This window comes from Actinoplanes sichuanensis, from assembly GCF_033097365.1.
Lineage (GTDB): Bacteria > Actinomycetota > Actinomycetes > Mycobacteriales > Micromonosporaceae > Actinoplanes > Actinoplanes sichuanensis.
Window position 1 is genome coordinate 5677322 of sequence record NZ_AP028461.1, and the last position, 18091, is coordinate 5695412.

18 protein-coding genes are annotated in these 18091 nt (G+C 68.6%); 8 read left to right on the plus strand and 10 right to left on the minus strand.

Annotation, left to right across the window (positions count from 1 at the left end; genetic code table 11):
* Positions 1-525 precede the first annotated feature (525 nt).
* A complete protein-coding gene (locus Q0Z83_RS26155) occupies positions 526-1170 on the minus strand; it encodes a response regulator transcription factor (protein ID WP_317796645.1) in 645 nt (214 codons plus the stop codon).
* A gap of 453 nt (positions 1171-1623) precedes the next feature.
* Positions 1624-2883 carry a sensor histidine kinase gene (locus Q0Z83_RS26160; protein WP_317796646.1) on the minus strand — a complete coding sequence of 420 codons (1260 nt, stop codon included), beginning with the start codon at positions 2881-2883 and terminating at the stop codon, positions 1624-1626.
* Positions 2884-3026: 143 nt separating this feature from the next.
* On the opposite strand from Q0Z83_RS26160, the gene Q0Z83_RS26165 reads away from it, so the two are divergent.
* Positions 3027-4238 carry an alpha/beta hydrolase gene (locus Q0Z83_RS26165; protein ID WP_317796647.1) on the plus strand — a complete coding sequence of 404 codons (1212 nt, stop codon included), beginning with the start codon at positions 3027-3029 and terminating at the stop codon, positions 4236-4238.
* A gap of 261 nt (positions 4239-4499) precedes the next feature.
* Here the strand turns inward: Q0Z83_RS26165 and Q0Z83_RS26170 are convergent, their stop codons facing one another.
* From Q0Z83_RS26170 to Q0Z83_RS26180, 3 genes are all read right to left on the minus strand, one after another.
* Positions 4500-5498, minus strand: a complete 999-nt coding sequence (locus tag Q0Z83_RS26170; RefSeq protein ID WP_317796648.1) for a GNAT family N-acetyltransferase — start codon at positions 5496-5498, stop codon at positions 4500-4502.
* Positions 5499-5610: 112 nt separating this feature from the next.
* A complete protein-coding gene (locus Q0Z83_RS26175) occupies positions 5611-6771 on the minus strand; it encodes a DJ-1/PfpI family protein (RefSeq protein WP_317796649.1) in 1161 nt (386 codons plus the stop codon).
* A 242-nt stretch (positions 6772-7013) separates the two neighbouring features.
* Complete coding sequence (locus Q0Z83_RS26180; protein ID WP_317796650.1) at positions 7014-7973, minus strand: GlxA family transcriptional regulator; 960 nt, start codon at positions 7971-7973, stop codon at positions 7014-7016.
* Between the two features lie 87 nt (positions 7974-8060).
* Between Q0Z83_RS26180 and Q0Z83_RS26185 the strand changes: the two genes are divergently transcribed.
* From Q0Z83_RS26185 to Q0Z83_RS26195, 3 genes are read left to right on the plus strand one after another with little or no spacing between them, the layout of a single operon-like run.
* Entirely contained in the window at positions 8061-8786 is a 726-nt protein-coding gene (locus Q0Z83_RS26185; RefSeq protein WP_317796651.1) for an alpha/beta hydrolase, read from the plus strand.
* 50 nt (positions 8787-8836) lie between these two features.
* Positions 8837-9316, plus strand: coding sequence for a SigE family RNA polymerase sigma factor (locus tag Q0Z83_RS26190; RefSeq protein WP_317796652.1), 480 nt, complete (start codon positions 8837-8839; stop codon positions 9314-9316).
* Positions 9317-9322: 6 nt separating this feature from the next.
* On the plus strand, positions 9323-9988 hold the full coding sequence (locus tag Q0Z83_RS26195; protein WP_317796653.1) for a hypothetical protein: 666 nt from the start codon (positions 9323-9325) through the stop codon (positions 9986-9988).
* Between the two features lie 48 nt (positions 9989-10036).
* Here Q0Z83_RS26195 and Q0Z83_RS26200 read toward each other — a convergent pair whose 3' ends face one another.
* Both Q0Z83_RS26200 and Q0Z83_RS26205 read right to left on the minus strand, forming a co-directional pair.
* Positions 10037-10768 (minus strand): aminoglycoside phosphotransferase, encoded by a 732-nt coding sequence (locus Q0Z83_RS26200; RefSeq protein ID WP_317796654.1) that lies wholly within the window; start codon positions 10766-10768, stop codon positions 10037-10039.
* A gap of 425 nt (positions 10769-11193) precedes the next feature.
* On the minus strand, positions 11194-11430 hold the full coding sequence (locus Q0Z83_RS26205; protein ID WP_317796655.1) for a hypothetical protein: 237 nt from the start codon (positions 11428-11430) through the stop codon (positions 11194-11196).
* A gap of 215 nt (positions 11431-11645) precedes the next feature.
* Here Q0Z83_RS26205 and Q0Z83_RS26210 point away from each other — a divergent pair, with 215 nt between their 5' ends.
* The 3 genes from Q0Z83_RS26210 (at position 11646) to Q0Z83_RS26220 (ending at position 13308) form a co-directional block, all read left to right on the plus strand.
* A complete protein-coding gene (locus tag Q0Z83_RS26210; protein ID WP_317796656.1) occupies positions 11646-11840 on the plus strand; it encodes a hypothetical protein in 195 nt (64 codons plus the stop codon).
* On the plus strand, positions 11837-12361 hold the full coding sequence (locus Q0Z83_RS26215; RefSeq protein ID WP_317796657.1) for a hypothetical protein: 525 nt from the start codon (positions 11837-11839) through the stop codon (positions 12359-12361). Before Q0Z83_RS26210 ends, Q0Z83_RS26215 begins: the two co-directional genes overlap by 4 nt.
* A 104-nt stretch (positions 12362-12465) precedes the next feature.
* The gene (locus Q0Z83_RS26220; protein ID WP_317796658.1) at positions 12466-13308 is read left to right on the plus strand and encodes an SDR family oxidoreductase; all 843 of its coding nucleotides are present in this window, start codon (positions 12466-12468) and stop codon (positions 13306-13308) included.
* A gap of 447 nt (positions 13309-13755) precedes the next feature.
* On the opposite strand, the gene ligA is transcribed toward Q0Z83_RS26220, so the two are convergent.
* The 3 genes from ligA to Q0Z83_RS26235 are packed head-to-tail and all read right to left on the minus strand — an operon-like array spanning position 13756 to position 16950.
* Complete coding sequence (ligA, locus tag Q0Z83_RS26225) at positions 13756-15756, minus strand: NAD-dependent DNA ligase LigA (protein WP_317796659.1); 2001 nt, start codon at positions 15754-15756, stop codon at positions 13756-13758.
* 40 nt (positions 15757-15796) lie between these two features.
* Complete coding sequence (locus tag Q0Z83_RS26230) at positions 15797-16321, minus strand: hypothetical protein (RefSeq protein WP_317796660.1); 525 nt, start codon at positions 16319-16321, stop codon at positions 15797-15799.
* Positions 16322-16332: 11 nt separating this feature from the next.
* Entirely contained in the window at positions 16333-16950 is a 618-nt protein-coding gene (locus Q0Z83_RS26235) for a TetR/AcrR family transcriptional regulator (RefSeq protein WP_317796661.1), read from the minus strand.
* A gap of 114 nt (positions 16951-17064) precedes the next feature.
* On the opposite strand from Q0Z83_RS26235, the gene Q0Z83_RS26240 reads away from it, so the two are divergent.
* Positions 17065-18078: a hypothetical protein gene (locus tag Q0Z83_RS26240; protein WP_317796662.1), complete on the plus strand. Its 1014-nt coding sequence runs from the start codon at positions 17065-17067 to the stop codon at positions 18076-18078.
* The last annotated feature ends 13 nt before the right edge of the window (positions 18079-18091 follow it).

Genomic DNA, 18091 nt, shown 5'->3' on the forward strand with positions numbered 1-18091 from the left:
CTGCGGGCAACCCCGCGACCGGCTGCGGCAGCCCTCGGGCAACCCGCGGCCGACTGCGGCAGCCCTCGGCCAACCCGCGGCCGACTGCGGCAGCCCTCGGCCAACCCGCGGCCGACTGCGGCAGCCCTCGGCCAACCCGCGGCCGACTGCGGCAGCCCTCGGCCAACCCGCGGCCGACTGCGGCAGCCCTCGGCCAACCCGCGGCCGGCTGCGGCAGCCCTCGGCCGACCCCGGGCCGCCGCGTTCCCCATCTGGTACGCCCCGCAAGGCCGCAGACCACACCGCACGAACGCACCCCCCTCCCGACCGAAACGCGCCTTCCGGGTTGAATCCGTCCCCTCGCTGTCACCTTAAGGACCGACACTCCAGCGCCGCCATTCCAGGCCGCTTCCGTCAGCTCGACCCGCCGTTCCAGGCCGCTTCGGCCCCTCTTCGAACCCGCCACCCAGGTCGCGCTTCCACCCACTTTCGACCCTGGCACCCCAGGCCGTTTCCACCCAATTTCGACCTGCCCGGTCGCCCTATTCAGTTCTGCAGATAGCGGATGACCGCGAGCACCCGCCGATGATCGGCATCAGATGGCGGCAGGTCGAACTTCCCGAAGATGTTGGTCACGTGTTTCTCCACGGCCCGCTCACTGACTCGAATCGCCGTAGCGATCGCCGTATTCGACCGCCCCTGCGCCATCAGAGCCAACACCTCCCGTTCTCTCGGAGTGAATTCGGCGAGCACCTCGCGATGCCGACTCCGGCCGAACATCTGAGTCACCACCTGGGGATCGAGCGCCGTACCCCCGGCCGCAACCCGATCCAGCGCATCAACGAAGTCGTCCAGCTGAACCACCCGCTCCTTGAGTAGATAGCCGACTCCCTCGGACCCACCCGCCAACAACTCGGCCACGAATGCGGTCTCCACATACTGCGAGAAGATCAAAACGCCGACCCCAGGACATTCACGCCGTAGACGAACCGCCGCCCTCAACCCCTCATCGGTATGACTGGGCGGCAACCGAATGTCCACGATCGCCACATCCGGCGCCTGAACGGCAACGGCCTCGAACAACGCCGGCACATCAACGACGGCAGCCAGCACCTCATGCCCCCGCATACTGAGCAACTGGGCAAGGCCTTCCCGCAGAATCGCGGAGTCCTCAGCGATGACAACGCGCATCTCTCCACCTCCGGCCCTTCCCCAAAAGTCCGCCCGCACGCGCCGGTCAAGTCCCCTTCCCGCTCAGGTCATTGCACCCGTGCCACCGAACGCCCAATCCATCGACCACCCCAACCCGGCTCCACCGGCCACCGGCCCCACGCCTGTCCGTAGGCCACTGCTGCCCGACAAATCCGTCCTCCCGGGCCATCTGCCGCCTCTGACCATCTGCTGGGCCGGACCATCCGTCACTCCGGCCCATCAGCTGGCCCGGGCCATCTCCCCACCCGGGCTGTCACTCACCCCGACCGACCAGGCGCTCGTGTCCGCCCGCCGACCCGCGGATCGGACAGCTCCCAATCGCCGGCTACTTCCGGAAGTCGACTGGCCCCGGCCTCCACTCGCCCCGGCAACCAGCCGCTCCGAGGCCCGAAAGACCCGACCATGTCCCACCGCCTCCACATTCCGAACCGACTACGCCCGGAGAACCGGCATCTCAGAAAACTTCGGCTCCTCTATCGATCCTGATGGATCATCCATCGCTGGACATGGGATCTCGACCGTGATGGTGGTCGGCCCGCCGGCGGGACTGTCGATCACCAGATGGCCGTCGACGACCTGGACCCGCTCGGACAACCCGGCCAGCCCACCACCGGGCCGCCGATGCGCACCGCCCTGCCCGTCATCATGAACCCGGAGCCGAAGAACCCCGTCTCGGAGATCGACCCGAATCGAAGCGTCGCGAGCTCCACCGTGGCGCCCGGCGTTGGTCAGCAACTCACACACCGTGAAGTAGGCGATGCTCTCCAATGCCGGCGGTGGTCGTCTCGGCAGGTCGATCTCAACCGTCACCGGCACAGTGCTGCCCGCCGCGACGGTGGCCAACGCTGCCTCCAGCCCGGCATCCAGCACCGGCGGGTGGATGCCACGCACCAGATCACGCAGCTCGGCGACCGCCGTGGCAAGGGTCTCCTGGGCCGTGTCGACAGCAGCCACCACCTGCTCGGCGGACGCCTGCGCGCCGACGAGCTCCCGGACGATCGCCAGATGCATCCCGACCCCGATCAGCCTGGCCTGGGCGCCGTCGTGCAGATCGCGCTCGATCCGTCGCAGTGTGCTGTCGGCGTCCTTGACCGCCCGGTCACGGGAGTCCTGGAGGTCGCTGATCCGCTGGTTTGCCCGGGTCGGCCCGAGCAGCCCACGGATCATCAGCCGCTCGACGGCGAGCACGGACCGCAGCATCCATGGACCGAGCAGCAGAAGGATCACGCTGGTCACCATGATGCCGAGCGCCTCGGCCCCCAGCTCATCGTCATAGAACGGCAGGTAGATCAGGCTGATCAACCCATACAGGTAGAAGCCACCGGCCAGGGCCAGGGACAGCACCGCCACCGGCGGTTTGACCAGCGCATATGCGAGCACCCGCCAGCTGACCGGATCCTTGAGGATCGCCCGTCGCCACCCGAACAGTCCGATGCCGGCCACGACCGGACGAACCGGCGCGGGAACCCGATCGCCGAGCATCCGTGCCGCCAGAGCCCTCCGGCTTCCGCCGAGACCGGCTGCCCCACGCAGCACCAGCGCGAGCAGCCACGTCCCGAGTGGAGTGAGCAGCAGCACGGCGCCGAGCAGACTCCCCAACATCAGGAGGACAAAGCTCAGCAGATCGATCGGCAGGACCAGTAGCAGGTATGCCAGGCCCTTGCGCGAACGACTGTCAAAGATCGTGCTCAATAGCTTCATCGCGCAAAAGCATGCCCCGTCGGGCGGCCGAACGCGATGGTGCCAGCACTAGCATTGAGGGTTCGGATAACCGAACCCTCAAGCGCGTGCCTGCTCCACTGTGCCCGGTCCGTTTCCCGGCGAGCCTCAATGCCATGCCTCGCATCGCATTCACCTCCCGGAAAGCCCTGGTGGCATCCACGCTCGCCGGCTTGGGCCTGATCGGCGGCTCGCTGCTCGGCCCGGCCCGTCCGGAGCCGTCGATGCCGCCGGTCTCGCTTCCCGCCTGGCTCGCCGAGCCCACCGCTCCACCCGATCCGGTCACGGCCACGCCGGAGCAGATCGCTCTGTTCTTCGAGCACCTCACCACAGCCGAGGCGGCCGGGCTCACCACTCGCTATCCGGAGATCGTCGGCAATCTCGACGGCGCCCCCGTGGCGCTGCGCTATGCCGCCAATCAGGCTCGGCGCCCTTCGGAGGCATCCGGCCGGCAGACCCTCCTTTACGACGACCGGGGCGACGGACGCATCGCCGAGGTCCTGGGTGACCTCGAGACCGCCGACCACATCGTGATCCTCATCCCCGGCTCCGACAACGAGCTGCCCGAGTTCGCCACAGGCCACGGCGGGGTCCAGCGCCGGGCACCGGCATGGCAGGCGCGGCAGTTGTTCGACAGGATCCACGCCATCGCCCCGAGCGCACAGGTCGCCGTCATCGCCTGGCTGGGCTACGACTCCCCGGAAGGGCTCGACATCAACGCCGTGCGGGAGGACCGGGCCGCCTCCGGAGCCGATTCTCTCCAGCGTTTCATGGATGGTCTCGTGCTCGACGCTCCGCACCGCTCGATCGTCGTCATCGGCCACAGCTACGGCTCCACCGTCGCCGGTCTGGCGGTGCCTCGGCTGAGCGGGCAGGTCACCGATCTGATCTCGGTCGGCAGTCCCGGTATGGGCGTGTCCAGCAGTTCCGACCTGGGCACATCGGCGCGGGTGTGGTCCTGTGCCGCGCCCGGCGACTGGATCCGCCGGGTCCCGGGCATGCGGCTGCTGGGTCTCGGGCACGGGCGGTTGCCCTCCGACCCGGGATTCGGTGCGCACCAGCTGCCATGCGACGACGTCCAGGGCCACGACGGATACTTCGACCCCAACGCGTCCGCCCTGCCGGCGATGGCCGCAATCGCGATCGGCCAGGCTTCGGAGGGCCCGCCGCTCAATAGCCGGGCGTCCACCGACCAGACGTACGAGCGCCTGGCACTCGCCGGCGCCCCGTCAGGTGTCGGCAGGGCTGTGACAACCGGTGGAGGCGCCACGGATCAGGCAACCGATGGTGCGGGCATAGGGCTCCCGTCGTCTGGAGAGCCGCAATGATCATGGATGCCTTCGAATTGCTGGCCCGCTGGGGCCGACCACAGACTCCGATCATTCGGCCACGGCAGGTCAGGGCCTCGCCAGGGTCATGTAGTAGCGCCGACCGCTGCCCGGACGTCCTCGAGGCCGAAACCTCAGACAACGACGGAACGGCCGGCTCGCCCGAGAACCTGACGTCAGGAGGACCGCTCCATGGGCATCCACCTTGCCGGGACACGCCCCCGGACCCGACGAATCGATCGGCCCCTGATGCCGCGGCGATCAGCTGACGGACGACTCCATCGAGTGACTGGTCTCCACCGAGCGGAAACCGAACCGTTCGTTGATCACCTGCATGGCGTCGTTGGACTCGGCGGTCCAGGTGTGCACGTGTCGCGCCCGCGGGTGTCGGGCAACGAGTTCACGCAGGTTACGGGTCTTGGCAAGGCCGCCAAGTCGGTGACCGCGGTGGGCCCGGCGTACATAGGTGTCGTCCTGGTGCACGTGGAGACCGTCGCTTTCCACGAGCAACTGGGTATATCCGGCCGGTTCTCCACCGTCCGTGGTGACCATCGTGGTGACCAGGGCGTACCCGATCTTGCTGAGCCGTGCCTGGTTGGTGCCGACACGTTCGGCGTCCCAGCGTGCCGCCTCCACGTCGAGTTCACCAGACGGCACGTCGGCGGCCATCTCGCTCGTGAGTTCGGCGAGCGTGGGCAGCCATTCGGCGGGTATCGGCCCGTGCCAGGAGTGGGTCTGATAGCCGGAAGCCGGGAGATCATGGGCGGCCAGGATCGGCTCGGGCACTGGCAGATCGAGCACCAGCCGATCCTCGGCCAGTCCGGAGGCGAAGCCACGGGCCAACGCGAACCGCCCACCCGGCCATTCCTGGAGGGTACGCCCGCGAGGGACGTGCACCTCGACGTTGACGGTGGCCCGCCCAGTGGAGACGGCACGTCGTGCTCCCGCCTCCCAGAGCGCGGCGCCGACACCCCGCCCGCGGTTCGGCCGCGGGACGGCGATGTCGATCTCGGCCCGATGCAGGTTCTCCTGCCGCGCCCACTCGACGAGCATCCCACCGAGGCAGGTGTCGCCCTCCCAGGCGCCCCAGGCCTCACGATGCCGGTTCGGGTTGGTGCCGTTGGCGGCGAGCGACCGCAGCTCGGTGTCACGAGCAGTCACCAGTGCCGCATGCCGGTCGGCCGTCGCCCCCGCGTGCCGCGCCTCGTACCAGGCTGAGGCCTCGGTCCCGTCGAAAGTCGTCAGCTTCCGGATCTCCATCCAAGGGAGACTATCGATGCCCCCGATGTCATCGACAGCGATTATCGACCGTTTCGAGGCCGCGTGGATCCCGCCGCAACCTCCGTCGAAGCCCCGACCGGACTCCGGCAGGTCACCGACGATCCGCCGAAGGTTCGACTCTTTCTCGGCGACGAAGACGAAAGACCAGCCGAGGAAGCAGTCCGGCACCTACGGCAGCCGCGGCAACCAGGACTCCGAGCGCCGTCGATCGCCAAGGCCAAGAGGCTCCGGTGAGCTGCAAATGATCGGCCGGATACTCAGTGAACTTCGCTGTGGTGCGGGCGGTCGCGCGATCGGTGTGCGCGGCAAGGTCACGCAACAGCGGGTCGAACGAGAACTCACCAGGTTGCCGCTTCGCGTGCGGGAACGAGACCGGGATGGCACGGTCAGCGGCCCAGGCGACCAGGTCCGCACCGGGCAGATCTGCGCTGGGCTCGTCGACACCGGGCATGATCAACCGATCCACGGGGGCAAGGTCGGCGGTCAACAACAGGCCGTGCCGGGTGGTCACCGTCGGCCGGGCTGCGATCGGCACGGTCCGGGTGGCGAAGGATGTTCCGGCGTATGTCTCGAAGGCCGACGCGATGTCGATCTCGCCGACCCCATCGACGAGGCCGACACCCACGGTCGGCCGCAGCCAGGGGAATGCGGCGTTCAAGGCGTACGGGAGGTCGTCGATCGCCAGGCTTCGCTCAGAAATCCGGGTGGGCATGGCCGGCGCCCAGTCCCGATAGGCGACCGCGTGCCCGACCCGGGAGGCCTCGGCCGAGCCGGCGATCAGCTCGATGAGCCGCAGACTGCCGGCCAGCCCGGAACTGACGCCCGCGGTCGTGACGATTCGTCCGTCCTCGACGAACCGTTCGCCGCCAACCCAGACCGTTTCAGGGTGACTGTCGCGAAGACCGCCGAGCCGTTGCCAGAACGAGGTCGCCCGTCGCCCGGCCAGCAGCCCGGCATCAGCGAGCACTTCGGATCCCGCGCAGACCCCGAGGATGTACGAGCCGCGAGCGGCCTGGTCGGTGAGCCATGCCAGGAGTTCCGGCTCCTGCTGGACGACTGCGGGAACGACCACCACGTCCGGCGGCGGAGCAGTGTCGAAGGTGTGTTCGGGCACGGCCTGCAACCCACCGGAGAGCGGAACGGGCCGGCGTTCCGCGGCCACCGTATAGACGAAGAATCCAGGGGTACGGGCGAACGCCTCGTAGGGCAGCAAGGCGTCGCTGATCACCGTCCCACCGCTACCGAGGATCACTGCGACGACGGTCGTTCCCGCTGGTGTGCCGCGTGGTGTCGGCCAAGCGCCGGCAGCCGCAAGCTCCACGGGGTAGCTGTCACCCATGGTGACCGTCACCCCGCCGAAAGCGGCACCGCCGAGAACAGCTGTCGCCAGGAGCAATCCGAGAAGAAACCGAAGCATGACGGCCCTTTCCATGGGCGGATGACGAGATTCCGGGCAGCCCGAGCAGCACAGTGGAGCCACGGGTGTGAGGCGAGTCAGGTGTGGCGACCGGCCGAGGGCGGCATGCCGTATCGGGCGCCGTACAGCCGCCGGAAATGCCGAGCGTCGCGGAATCCGCAGCGTGCGGCGACCGCCTCAACCGTCAGAGTCGTCTCGGCGAGCAGATTGGCGGCCAGATCCAGGCGCAGGCGTTGCTGGTATTCGAGCGGAGTGCAGCCGGTCGCCGCAGTGAAGGCTCGGCTCAGTCCGCGCGGCGACAGGTTCGCCAGTCGGGCCAGGTCATCGAGGGTGTGCGGGAGGTCAAGGTGCTGAGCGAGATGGTCCTGGACCCGGTGGACACCGGGATGCAGATGGCCACGGTGTTGGAGGAACGGGCTGACCTGTCGCTGAGATCCGTCCCGTCGCAGGTAGACCACCAGGTCCCGGGCCACCGCCGCGGTCAGCGACGGCCCGTGGTCACGTTCGATGAGCGACAGGGCCAGATCGATGCCGGCGGCGATTCCCGCGCTGGTGCTGACCGGCCCGTCGTGGACGTAGAGCACCGCGTCCCGGACGCGGGCCCGGGGATATCGCGCTCGCATCAGGTCGACGAGCGCCCAGTGTGTCGTGCACCGGCGACCGTCGAGGAGACCGGCTTCGGCGAGCAGCGCCGCCCCGGTACACACCGAGGCCACCCGGGCGCCCGCCCGGACCGCCTCCTGTACCCAGGTCACGGCGGCCGCCGGCAGATCCGGCCCGGACGCACGCAGACGTGGACCGGGGATCAGCACCAGGTCTCCGGAGACAACCGAGGGCAGTGGTCCGAGCCCGGCGAGCAGCAGACCCTGCGCCGACCGCACCTCACCGGATGCCGCGGCTACGAACTCCAGACGGTACCCGGCACCGTGCTCCGCCGCCGTGTCGAAAGCCTGCACCGGACCACCGAGGTCGAGCAGGTTGACGTCCGGCAGCACCAGCACGACCACCCGGCCGCTAGGTCTGTTCTCGCCGCTCACGGCAATGACGCTAGGCGATCGGCGCGGCCGGGAGGAGGGCCGTGAACGTCACCCACCGGACGGATCCGGTAGCGATAGGCTGCCCGAATGGCACTTCCGGACCATCTTCAACCGTTCGTCCTGTCCGTGGAGACCGTAGGTCCGGATCGTCGCGGATCCGTCGACGTGTATCTGCCGGAGGCGGAGGAGCCACGGCCGGCGATCGTGTTCGTGCACGGCGGACCGGTGCCGGCCGAGTTGCGCCCGACCCCACGCGACTGGCCGGTGTATCGGGGATACGGCTCGCTGGCGGCAACCCGTGGCGTGGTCGGCGTGACAGTCGATCACCGGCTACACCATCCGACCGCCTACCCGGCAGCCGCCGAGGACGTCTCCGAAGCGGTCCGGATCGCACGGGAGTCACCGCAGGTCGACGAGGACCGGATCGCTGTCTGGTTCTTCTCCGGCGGCGGCTTGCTGCTCTCCGACTGGTTGCGTGGCGCACCGTCGTGGCTGCGTTGTCTGGCCGCCACCTACCCTCTGCTCGCGCCGCTGCCGGGCTGGCCGGTCGATCCGGCGTTTCGCCCGGTGGAGGCGGTCACCGGCGCTGTCACGCCGCCGATCGTGCTGACCAGGGCTGGGCTCGAACGGCCGGAGGTCGCCGCGGGGGTCGAGGAATTCGTGAGGGCGGCCGACGGTACGCGGCTGGATGTGATCGACGTGCCCAACGGCCGTCACGGTTTCGACATGCTCGATCACACCGAGGAGTCCCGGAACGCCGTGTTTCAGGCTTTCGACACCGTACTGGCCCATCTCGGCCGGGGCGGCCACTGAATAGCCGCCGGAGCTCAACAAATCCGTGGGGCCGCCGTGTAGTCATAGGTATGAGAGGTAACGGGTTCGAAGCGTTCCTGCGGCAGAGTGCCCCCGCGCTGCTGCGTCTGGGGAACGCGCTGACCCTCGATCGGGCCGCCGCCGAGGATCTGGCCCAGGAGACGCTGATCCGGGTGGGTCTGGCCTGGTCGCGGGTGCGCCGGGACGGCAATCCGGTCGGGTATGCCCAGCGCACCATGGTCAACCTGTTCCTGAACGAGCGTCGCCGCCGATGGCCGATTCCGGTGGCCGACCTGCCGGATCGGGCGGATGAGGACGCGGCACTAGCGTCGATCGACGACACCGCGGTGGTCCGCCAACTCCTGGCCGGCCTACCACCACAGCAGCGGGCGGCGATCGCGCTTCGCTACCTGGCCGATCAACCGGACGACCAGATCGCGGCGGTGCTCGGCTGCAGCGCGGGCACGGTCCGTTCCCACCTCTCGCGGGGCCTGGCCACACTTCGTGAACGCATGACGGCGGAAGGCTGATCTCACATGCCGGACATTCTGAAGACGACCGATTTCGATCTTCCGGTGACGGAGGAGTTCCTGCACCGGGTCCAGCGGGGTGTCCGGCGCCGCCAGGCGTTCCGGGTCGCCGCCGCGGGGCTGGCCGTCCTGGCCGTCACAGGCGTCGTGGCCGTGACTCAGACGAGGCGGGTGCCGGATCCGGTCGCGGCCGCCTCGCCCACGATCGCCGATGTGGACCGTTTCCTGATCGGCTACATCCCGGACGGCATCCGGCTCGACGAACAGCGCGGCAGCAGCAGCTTGATGGTCAGGCCGGACGGCACCGACGCGGGTACGTCATCCGGCCCGCAGGACCTGAACGTGGCGGTGTCGATGCGCCGGTTCGAGCAGGCCAACGGCGGCTCGTACATGTGGATCACGGTGTATCGCCCATCGTCACCACCAGCCCAGACGGTTCCGGCGACCACGTTCAACGCTCTTCTGAACCGCCAACTGATCGGAACCACGACGGTCGAGAAGTTCGACGTCCCCACCGGAAGGGCCAGCCTGACGAGAACCTCCGCCGCGGAGGCCGCCGGCTACGGCATCGTCATCGCCGGCACGGACCGCACCGTGATCACCATCGAGGCGAACACCCGCGTCCCCGCCGAAACCCTGAAGTCGGTCGCCGCCGGCATCACGCCCGCCTGACCACGGTCCGTGCCCAGGCTCCAGCTCGCCGAGAATCCGGAGTCACTCTCATCCGAGCCGGGTGTCCAACCACGACAGGAGGTGTTCAGCCTGTTCACGCTGCATGCGCCGGAGGCGTTGGTCACCCGGCAACGCGCAGTCACGCCAGGCTCGCCCGGCAAGCCCGGCCAGTGCCACGTTCACGTCCTCGTCAGGCGTGTCCCGCCAGCATGATCGCCGCAGCACGGTTTCCGGGTCGTGCTCGGCCGACGCCAGGTCCGGCAGCAGCCGGACCAGGTCCATCCAGCCCGGGGCGGTCCACATGTGGGTCCAGTCGACGATCCGCAGCCGCCCGTCGGGTTCCCGGATCACGTTGTCACGCCGCAGGTCACCGTGGTGCAGCGCGACGCCCGACGTGAGCACCTCCATCCAACGCGCCTCCAGCTCGGCGAGCCGCGCCACTGGCACGGAGACCGGCGGCGGCCGCCTCACCCCGAGCGTCGCCCAATCCCCAAGCAAGGGCACGAAATCCCGCGCGTACGGCCAAACGCCCCCGACCGGGCAGGGTTCGAGCCGCTCCCGCATCCGATCGATGACCCGAAGCAGCTGATCGACGTCAGCCGAGCTCCAGGCATCGACCGTTACCCCGTCCACCACTTCGTAGGCGGCGACCCGCCAATCCTCACAGCGGACAGCGCCCAGGAGCCGAGGCCCGAGATCACCGACCGCATCAGCCAGCACCGCCCCGGCTTCCACGGCTTCGCCGAGGCCGTCCCCCACCGGCGCGGCCTTGACGAACATCCGAGCTCCGGAACGCCCCACCACCACCGAAGCGATCGAAGGCGTGAACCCAGCCTCCGCAGCCCACTCCTTCACGACCGGTTCCCCGAGCACCCCGGCCACCGCGTCCCGAACACTTTCCGGCGCCGCCCCGAGTAGGGGCCGCCGATCAGGCAGGAAGGCCCCACGAGACACGGACTGGTCACCAAACACAGACCGGACATCAAACCGGCCGTCAGGCGAGGAACGCCGATCGACACTCACCGCCGCCACTGTAGACGGACCGAATCCGCGCATCTTGAAATTCCTACGCCGACACCGATCACCGCGGTGCCGAAGAGCTGTTCAGGCACGAAGGCGAACCTGATGATCAACAAGAACCCAGGCGTGCTGCCCCGCGAGGCGAGTGGATGTCAGGATCCCGGCAGGCCGGCGTGGCGCCGGGATCAACCGAGCAGAGCGGCGGCCAGCACGATACCGAGCACGGCACCGGCAGCACCGGCGACAGCGGCGTAGAAGCCGAGCGGCCGGTCGCCGAGGAAACCGCCGACCAGACCGAGAATGATCGCGACCAGGCCGAACATGAACGGCCAGAACAGCACGGCCAGCCCCGCGAAGACGAAGGCGATGATCGTGCAGACTCGGGCAGCGGAAGCACTCCGACGGCTGGTGCTGTACGACATCTCGGGCTCCTCCCAGGCGGCAGTTGCTTGATGCCCTCCGTCTACCCAGGACGAACGAATACCATGCGTGACCACCCGACACCAAGCCGGCCGGCCGGAGCAAAGCCCGGCGTAACCTCACGCGACGCAATGCCAGGACCAGCGCGACCTTCTTATCTGGACAGTCGAGGTTTGGCGATTCTGCGAGCGGTTCGTGGAGCCCTACGTTGTCCAGCGTGCGTGTGACGAAGGTTGTTGATGCCCGGCCCGGGCGGCCGGCGGTCGAGTTGGTTGACTACGCCGGCGTGCCGGTAGCCGATGTGACCGGGATCCTCCGCCTGTTGCCGGTGCGGGACTACTCGCCGAACACGGTCCGTGCCTATGCGTACGATTTGCAGAAGCTGTACCGTTTTTGCATGAGCGTGGCTTGACGGTCGAGGAGTTCCGGCCCGCGCTGGCGGTGAGTTTCATCGAGTGGTTGCGAACCCGTTCGTCGAGCCGCAAGGCCCAGCAGCTGGACCTCGCGTTGACCGCCGGGAACGGCCACTTGCTGGCGGCCGACTATCAAGGGGTCCTGCAAGCCGGAGCGGCCCTCGCTGACACGCTGCGTCGCGGTGAACTGGACCGAACCACGCTCGACTGGCTGCAGACCAACTTCTACAAGACCGGACTCGAACTCGGCCACTGCCTGCGCCTGCCCCAGGAAGGCCCATGCGAGTGGGACATCTATCTGACCTGCCCCAAGTTCGTCGCCACTCCCCAGTACGTCCCTCGGCTACAAGAACGGCTGCGCACCGAGGAACGACTCATCGCCGACGCCACCGAGCGCGGCTGGGCCCGCGAGATCGAACGACACCGCTGCGCCGCCGACCGCATCCGCAGACTCCTCGACGAACTCAACACCACCACACCGGCCAACTCAGGCAACGAGACGGCTGCGAACGCGGAGTGATCGGCCAATCAGCCGACTGTCCGCTGTGAGCAGGTATGCCCGTGATGTGATCTACCGGAGCCACCGCATGGCTTGAGGCTGACGAAAGGCTATACCGTGACCGAGTGGATCTTCTCGTGGTAGGTGGTAGCGGTTTCCTCGGACTGGAACTCACCCGTCAGGCGCGGCGGGCCGGTCACGGCGTCGCGGCGACCTTCCACAGTCGTGTTCCCGACGTCGCCGACGTCGACTGGAGAAGTTTGGACATCCGCCGCGGCGACGACGTGATGGCCCTGGCCCACGCGATACGGCCTGACGTGATCATTAATGCTGCCTACCGGCAATCCGACTGGGCAACCACCGCTGACGGCGGCATGCATGTCGCCGTCGCAGCGGCAGCGGTCGGAGCTCGCCTGGTGCATGTGTCCAGTGACGCAGTGTTCTCCGGCGCGACCGCTCGCTACGACGAGGCGCACGTCCCAGACCCCATCACGCCATACGGCGCCGCCAAGGCCGCCGCCGAGACAGCGATCAAGGGCATTGCGCCGACCGCCGTCATCGCCCGGACCTCGTTGATCATCGGTAACGGGGATTCGCCGCACGAGAGACACGTGCACGCATTGGCAACCGGCGCCGTGATCGGTGTCCTATTCACCGACGACATGCGGTGCCCGGTGCATGTCACCGACCTCGCCGGCGCACTGATCGAGCTGGCCGCGTCGTCCTATGCCGGAGTCCATCACGTCGCCGGCGCGGATGCCATCAGCCGCTACGAACTCGGAGTGCTCATCGCACGCCGGGACGGTCTCGACCCGGCGACCCTTTCTGCCGGGCTCCGCGCCGGCACCGGCCTCCCCGGACCCATCGACGTCCGGTTGGACAGTGCCAACACTCAAGCACGCCTGAACACGCGCCTCCGAGGCGCACGCGAGTTCCTCGCAGCGACGCCATCGGCGTCACGCGAGTAACCCGACGCTGGAGCACGCACCCCCGGAGGAGTCGAGTTCTTCTTTACGAAGTGTCGTCTGCCAGTTGTTCCGAGGCACGGCATGGGCTCTGACCTGCGGTGCCTCAACTTGATTGGCAGGGCCGGAACGCTCGTTCTGCCAGTTGAGTTGAGGCAAACCAGCACGAGGCGCACCGTGTCTCCGCAGGTCACCGGATTGCCCTGAATGTTCGACCGGCTCCGGCGCCCAGGATGCCCCAGATCCAGTGGCAGTGCCTCGGATCGTTTGGCAGACGACACGAAGGCTCCGCTTGCCGCCGCTGCAGACGATCGTGTGATCTCCATCTCCACGACGTGAATGTGTCCAGACAAACGCGGAACAACAGGACACGGCCCCGCGACCTGGAACAACACGACACAGCCGCGCGACCGCGCAACAACACGACACAGCCGCGCCGACGGAAGAACGTCAGGCGAGCATGCGGGCGAACTCCTCGGGCTCGATCACAGGAATGCCGAGCTGAGCCGCCTTCTTGGCCTTGCTGGTAGTCGTCTCCGACGTGACGAGAGCCGTGGTCTTGGCCGAGACACTGCTGCTGGCCGAGCCGCCGAGCGCCTCGATCCGTTCGCTGACCGTGGTCCGGGTGTAGCCGGGCACCGAACCCGACACCACATAGGTCTGCCCCGACAGCGGTTTGGCACCGCCGTCGTCGACCACCTCCATGGTCAGGCCGAACTCGGCGAGACGATCGATCACATCGCCCATGGCGACCAGCCCGTCGACGACATGCTGGGCTTTGATCAACCCCATCTTGTCGATCTCGGCGATCTCCTCGACGGAGGCCGCCCGCAAAGCGGACATCGACTTGAAGCGGGCCGCCAGCCACCGCCCGACACTACGGCCGGTCATCCGGATGCCCAGACCGGTGACGACCCGGTTGAACGGCTGCTGCTTGCTGGCCGCCAGCCCGGCGACGATCCGCTCGGCGTTGGATCGCCCGAGCATCACCGTGCCACCGGCGACGGTCTTCCCCACCGGCAGCTCAGCGATGTCGTCGACGCTCAACGCGTAGAGGTCGGCGACATTGCGGGCCAGCCCGGCCTCGATGACCGCGTCACAGAACGAATCCCCGGCCCCGTCGACGTCGAGGGCTTCCCGGCTGCACCAGTAGGCCAGAGCGTTCGCCGCCGCGCACGAGGCCGTGTGACACCGCCAGAGCAGACTCGACTTGTCCCACGCCTCACCGCACTGCGGGCACAGCTCAGGCGCGACCCAGGGGGTGAGGCCATGTGGCTGATCACCGATGGGCGAGGTCACTCGGGGGATGACGTCACCGGCCCGCCACACCGCGACCTTCTGCCCGAGGGCGAGACCCTGCTCGGCAACCCACTGCGGGTTGTGCAGGGTGGCCTTGGTGACGGTGGTGCCACCGACGACGACCGGGTCGATGATGGCACGCAGGCTGATCCGCCCGGTCCGCCCGACCCGAACCTCGATGTCACGCAGGTAGGTGGACGCGGTGTCCGGCGGATATTTGAAGGCGACCGCCCAATAGGGAGTGCGGCTGGCCAGCCCCAGCCGACGGCGGGTGGCCTCGGCGTTGGCCTTGATGACCGCACCGTCGATCGGGAACACCAGGGAGGCCCGCCGCCCGCCGATCACTTCGATGGCGGCGTTGACCTGCTCAGCGGTGAAGCACTCCCCGGCGACCTCGGGAATCAGCCGACAGGCGGCCGGAAAGCCCAGCTCCTCGGCCCGATCCATCCGCCCGAGGTGGGTGCCGGCCGGATCCACCCCGTCACCGGTGATCTCATAGGTGGCGAAGGTCATCGGCGCCTCATAGGCCCGATCGATGCTGCGAATCGCCCCGGCGACCGCGCCCCGTGAGTTGACGAACGCCTTACCCCCGGCGGCGACCCGGTTGGCGCTGGCCGCCTCGAAGTCGTCGACGGTCATGTAGACCTCGCCGCGCACCTCGCCGCTCCAGGACGTGCCCAGCTCGGCCGGCAACCCGGCGACGCCCCGCCGCACCTGTGCGGTCACATCCTCACCGGTGGCACCGTCGCCGCGCAGCGCGGCCAACACCAGCCTGCCGTCGACGAACTCGGCGCGGATGGCGAGGCCGTCGAGCTTGACCTCGACCAGGCAGCCGTCACCGCCGAGGGTGGCGACGAACTCGGCGACCTCCTCCGGCGTCTTGATCTTGTCGAGGGAGAGCATCGCCGTCGGATGCCGCACGTCGCCGCCCGCAGAGGCCCCCGCGGCCACTGCGGTGGTGATGCCACGGTCGTCCCACGCCGGGTGCTCGGCCACCGACGCCGCGATCCGGTCGGCCAACTCGTCATATTCCGCGTCGGTCATCACCGCGTCACCGGTGTCGTAATACGCCTGGGCGGCGCCGCGCGCCAGCTCCACCGCCGCGTCGAAGGCAGCGCGATCAGCAAAGGTTTCCGGTGAACGATTGACCATGCCCGAAGGGTACGGCCAGGGTCTGACAAAAATCGCCGCTTCAGTCCAGGGCGGGCGAGCCGGCCGAGCGGAGCGGCGGCACCGGTCTGCCGGTGAGGTAGGACCGGATCCGCCGCGCATGACCGGGCCGCAGCCCGCGGCTCTCATCAGGCGCGATGACCAGCGCCTTTCCGGTCTCCGCCCAGGCCGCGCACTCGCCGGCGTGATGCCCGACCTCGACGTCGTCGGTCCAGACGAGCAGCCGCCCGGACGCGATCACACGCCGAGCCGCTGCGATCTTGGCCGCGCAGGCGTCCGCCCCCTTGACCGGTTCGTCGAACGCCCGGGGCAGCACGGGCAGCCCGAGCGCCTCCTCGAGAGCGTCGGCATCGCTGCACCAGGTGGTACACCAGGTGACCTCGGCGAGCCCCTGCGCATGCACCTCACGGATGACATCGATCAGGCGTGGCTCGTACCTAATCCGGTAGTCATAGGCGTCAGCCGTCGACCAGACCTGCACCAGACAGGGCCGGGTATGCCACCAACCGGCGCGAAAGGCGTTGATCACCCCGTCGACGTCGAGCAACCAGACAGGTATCACGAGTGCGGCTTTCCCGAGAGCAGTGCGTCGATTCCGGCCACATAGTAGGGCGCGTCGGTCTCCGGTAGGAGCAGTCGCTGCAGGATGTACCCCTGTACGAGACTGAGCATGGCCGCTCCGACCTGGTCCGGGTTCGCCGAATCGGGCAGGTTTCCGGCCGCCTGCCAACGCCGGGCCACCTCGGCACAGTGCCCGCGCAGCCGGACCACGACGTGCGAGACGCGGGCGAGCACGTCCGGATTACGAAGAGCTTCAGCCCACACCTGTACGGCCAGACGTGTCATGTCGACCCCGATGACCGAATCCTCGATGAACCGTTCGGTGACGGCCTCGACCATGGCGGTCGTCACCTCGGCCGGTGACGGCACCGCGTCTCTCGCGAGCAGTTCGCCGAACACCTCGTCAGCGGTCGACATGGCCAGCCCGGCGACCGCTCCGATCAGCTCCTCCTTGCTGCGGAAGTAGCTGTACACGGCGCCGGCCGACAGCCCCGACTCGGCGATGATCCCGGCCATCGAGGTGGCATGGAATCCGTTGTCGGCGAAGAGCCGGGCGGCAGCCGCGAGGATCTCGGCTCGGCGTTCGGCGCGGTGTGTCTCGGTGACGCGTGGCATGCGTCCCAAGTTAAAACGAACGATCGTTCTTGACAAACGCCGCCACCTCGAGGACTCTCAAAAACGAACAACCGTTCTCTTACGCAGGTACGAACAATGCGCGAAGGAGTCGACATGACCAGCGACAAACCGTCGTCCTGGCCGCAGGTAGCCGCGACGGTCGGGCTGCTCACGGTCATCATCAGCGTGCTGCTCACGGCCTTCGCCTGGCCGGCGGTCAGGTCCACGGTGCACGACATCCCGATCGCCGTGGCCGGTCCCGCTCCGGCGGTCCAGCAGGTCACCGCCGCCCTCGAACAGCGCCTGCCGGACGCCTTCGAGATCACCGCGGTCGACACCACGGCAGCGGCCGAGGAGCTGATCCGTGACCGGGAGGCGTACGGCGCCATCGATTTGACCAGCGGGAAGCCTCAGGTGATCACGGCGTCCGCGGCCAGCGCTCCGGTCTCGCAGACCCTGACCGCGCTGGCCGCCGGTCTGGCCCAGGGTGAGTCACCGGCGGTCGCGGCCCGCGACCTGGTGCCGCTGCCCGCCGACGACCCGCGCGGCGCCGGCCTGGCCGCCGGGGCCCTCCCCCTGGTGATCGGCGGGATCATGGCCGCCGCCCTGCTCACCGCCCGCCTCCGCGGTACCGCTCAGCGGGTGACCGGCGCGCTGGCCTTCGCGGTCGCCGGTGGCTTGGCGATGGCCGCGATCCTGCAGTTCTGGCTGGGTTCGCTCAACGGCGACTACCTCGCCAACGCGGGCGCGATCGCATTGAGTATCGGCGCCACCGCGCTCACCCTGCTCGGCCTGGAATCGCTGCTCGGTGCGGCCGGGCTGGGCCTCGGCGCGGCCACGATGATGCTGGTCGGCAACCCGCTGTCGGGCGTGTCGTCAGCCCCGCAGATGCTGCCCGGCTGGTCCGGCGAGCTCGGCCAGCTGCTGCCGCCGGGCGCGGGTGGTTCGCTGCTGCGCTCGACCGCCTTTTTCGACGGCGCCGCCGCGACCCATCCGATCGTCGTCCTGTCCGGCTGGCTCGTCTTCGGCGCGCTGCTCTGCCTGGCCAGCGCGTTGCGTTCCGGCCGCCGGTCGGCTCCGGCAGCCGCCGAGCCGACCACGCGGCCGTCCGAGGCGGTCACGGTCTGAGAAGCAGTCCGGC

Excerpts from the sequence above, each read along its gene's own strand:
- Q0Z83_RS26155 (WP_317796645.1), bottom strand. The coding sequence starts at position 1,170 with ATGCGCGTTGTCATCGCTGAGGACTCCGCGATTCTGCGGGAAGGCCTT.
- Q0Z83_RS26165 (WP_317796647.1), top strand. The coding sequence starts at position 3,027 with ATGCCTCGCATCGCATTCACCTCCCGGAAAGCCCTGGTGGCATCCACG.
- Q0Z83_RS26170 (WP_317796648.1), bottom strand. The coding sequence starts at position 5,498 with ATGGAGATCCGGAAGCTGACGACTTTCGACGGGACCGAGGCCTCAGCC.
- Q0Z83_RS26185 (WP_317796651.1), top strand. The coding sequence starts at position 8,061 with ATGGCACTTCCGGACCATCTTCAACCGTTCGTCCTGTCCGTGGAGACC.
- Q0Z83_RS26190 (WP_317796652.1), top strand. The coding sequence starts at position 8,837 with ATGAGAGGTAACGGGTTCGAAGCGTTCCTGCGGCAGAGTGCCCCCGCG.
- Q0Z83_RS26195 (WP_317796653.1), top strand. The coding sequence starts at position 9,323 with ATGCCGGACATTCTGAAGACGACCGATTTCGATCTTCCGGTGACGGAG.
- Q0Z83_RS26200 (WP_317796654.1), bottom strand. The coding sequence starts at position 10,768 with ATGTTCGTCAAGGCCGCGCCGGTGGGGGACGGCCTCGGCGAAGCCGTG.
- Q0Z83_RS26205 (WP_317796655.1), bottom strand. The coding sequence starts at position 11,430 with ATGTCGTACAGCACCAGCCGTCGGAGTGCTTCCGCTGCCCGAGTCTGC.
- ligA (WP_317796659.1), bottom strand. The coding sequence starts at position 15,756 with ATGGTCAATCGTTCACCGGAAACCTTTGCTGATCGCGCTGCCTTCGAC.
- Q0Z83_RS26235 (WP_317796661.1), bottom strand. The coding sequence starts at position 16,950 with ATGCCACGCGTCACCGAGACACACCGCGCCGAACGCCGAGCCGAGATC.
- Q0Z83_RS26240 (WP_317796662.1), top strand. The coding sequence starts at position 17,065 with ATGACCAGCGACAAACCGTCGTCCTGGCCGCAGGTAGCCGCGACGGTC.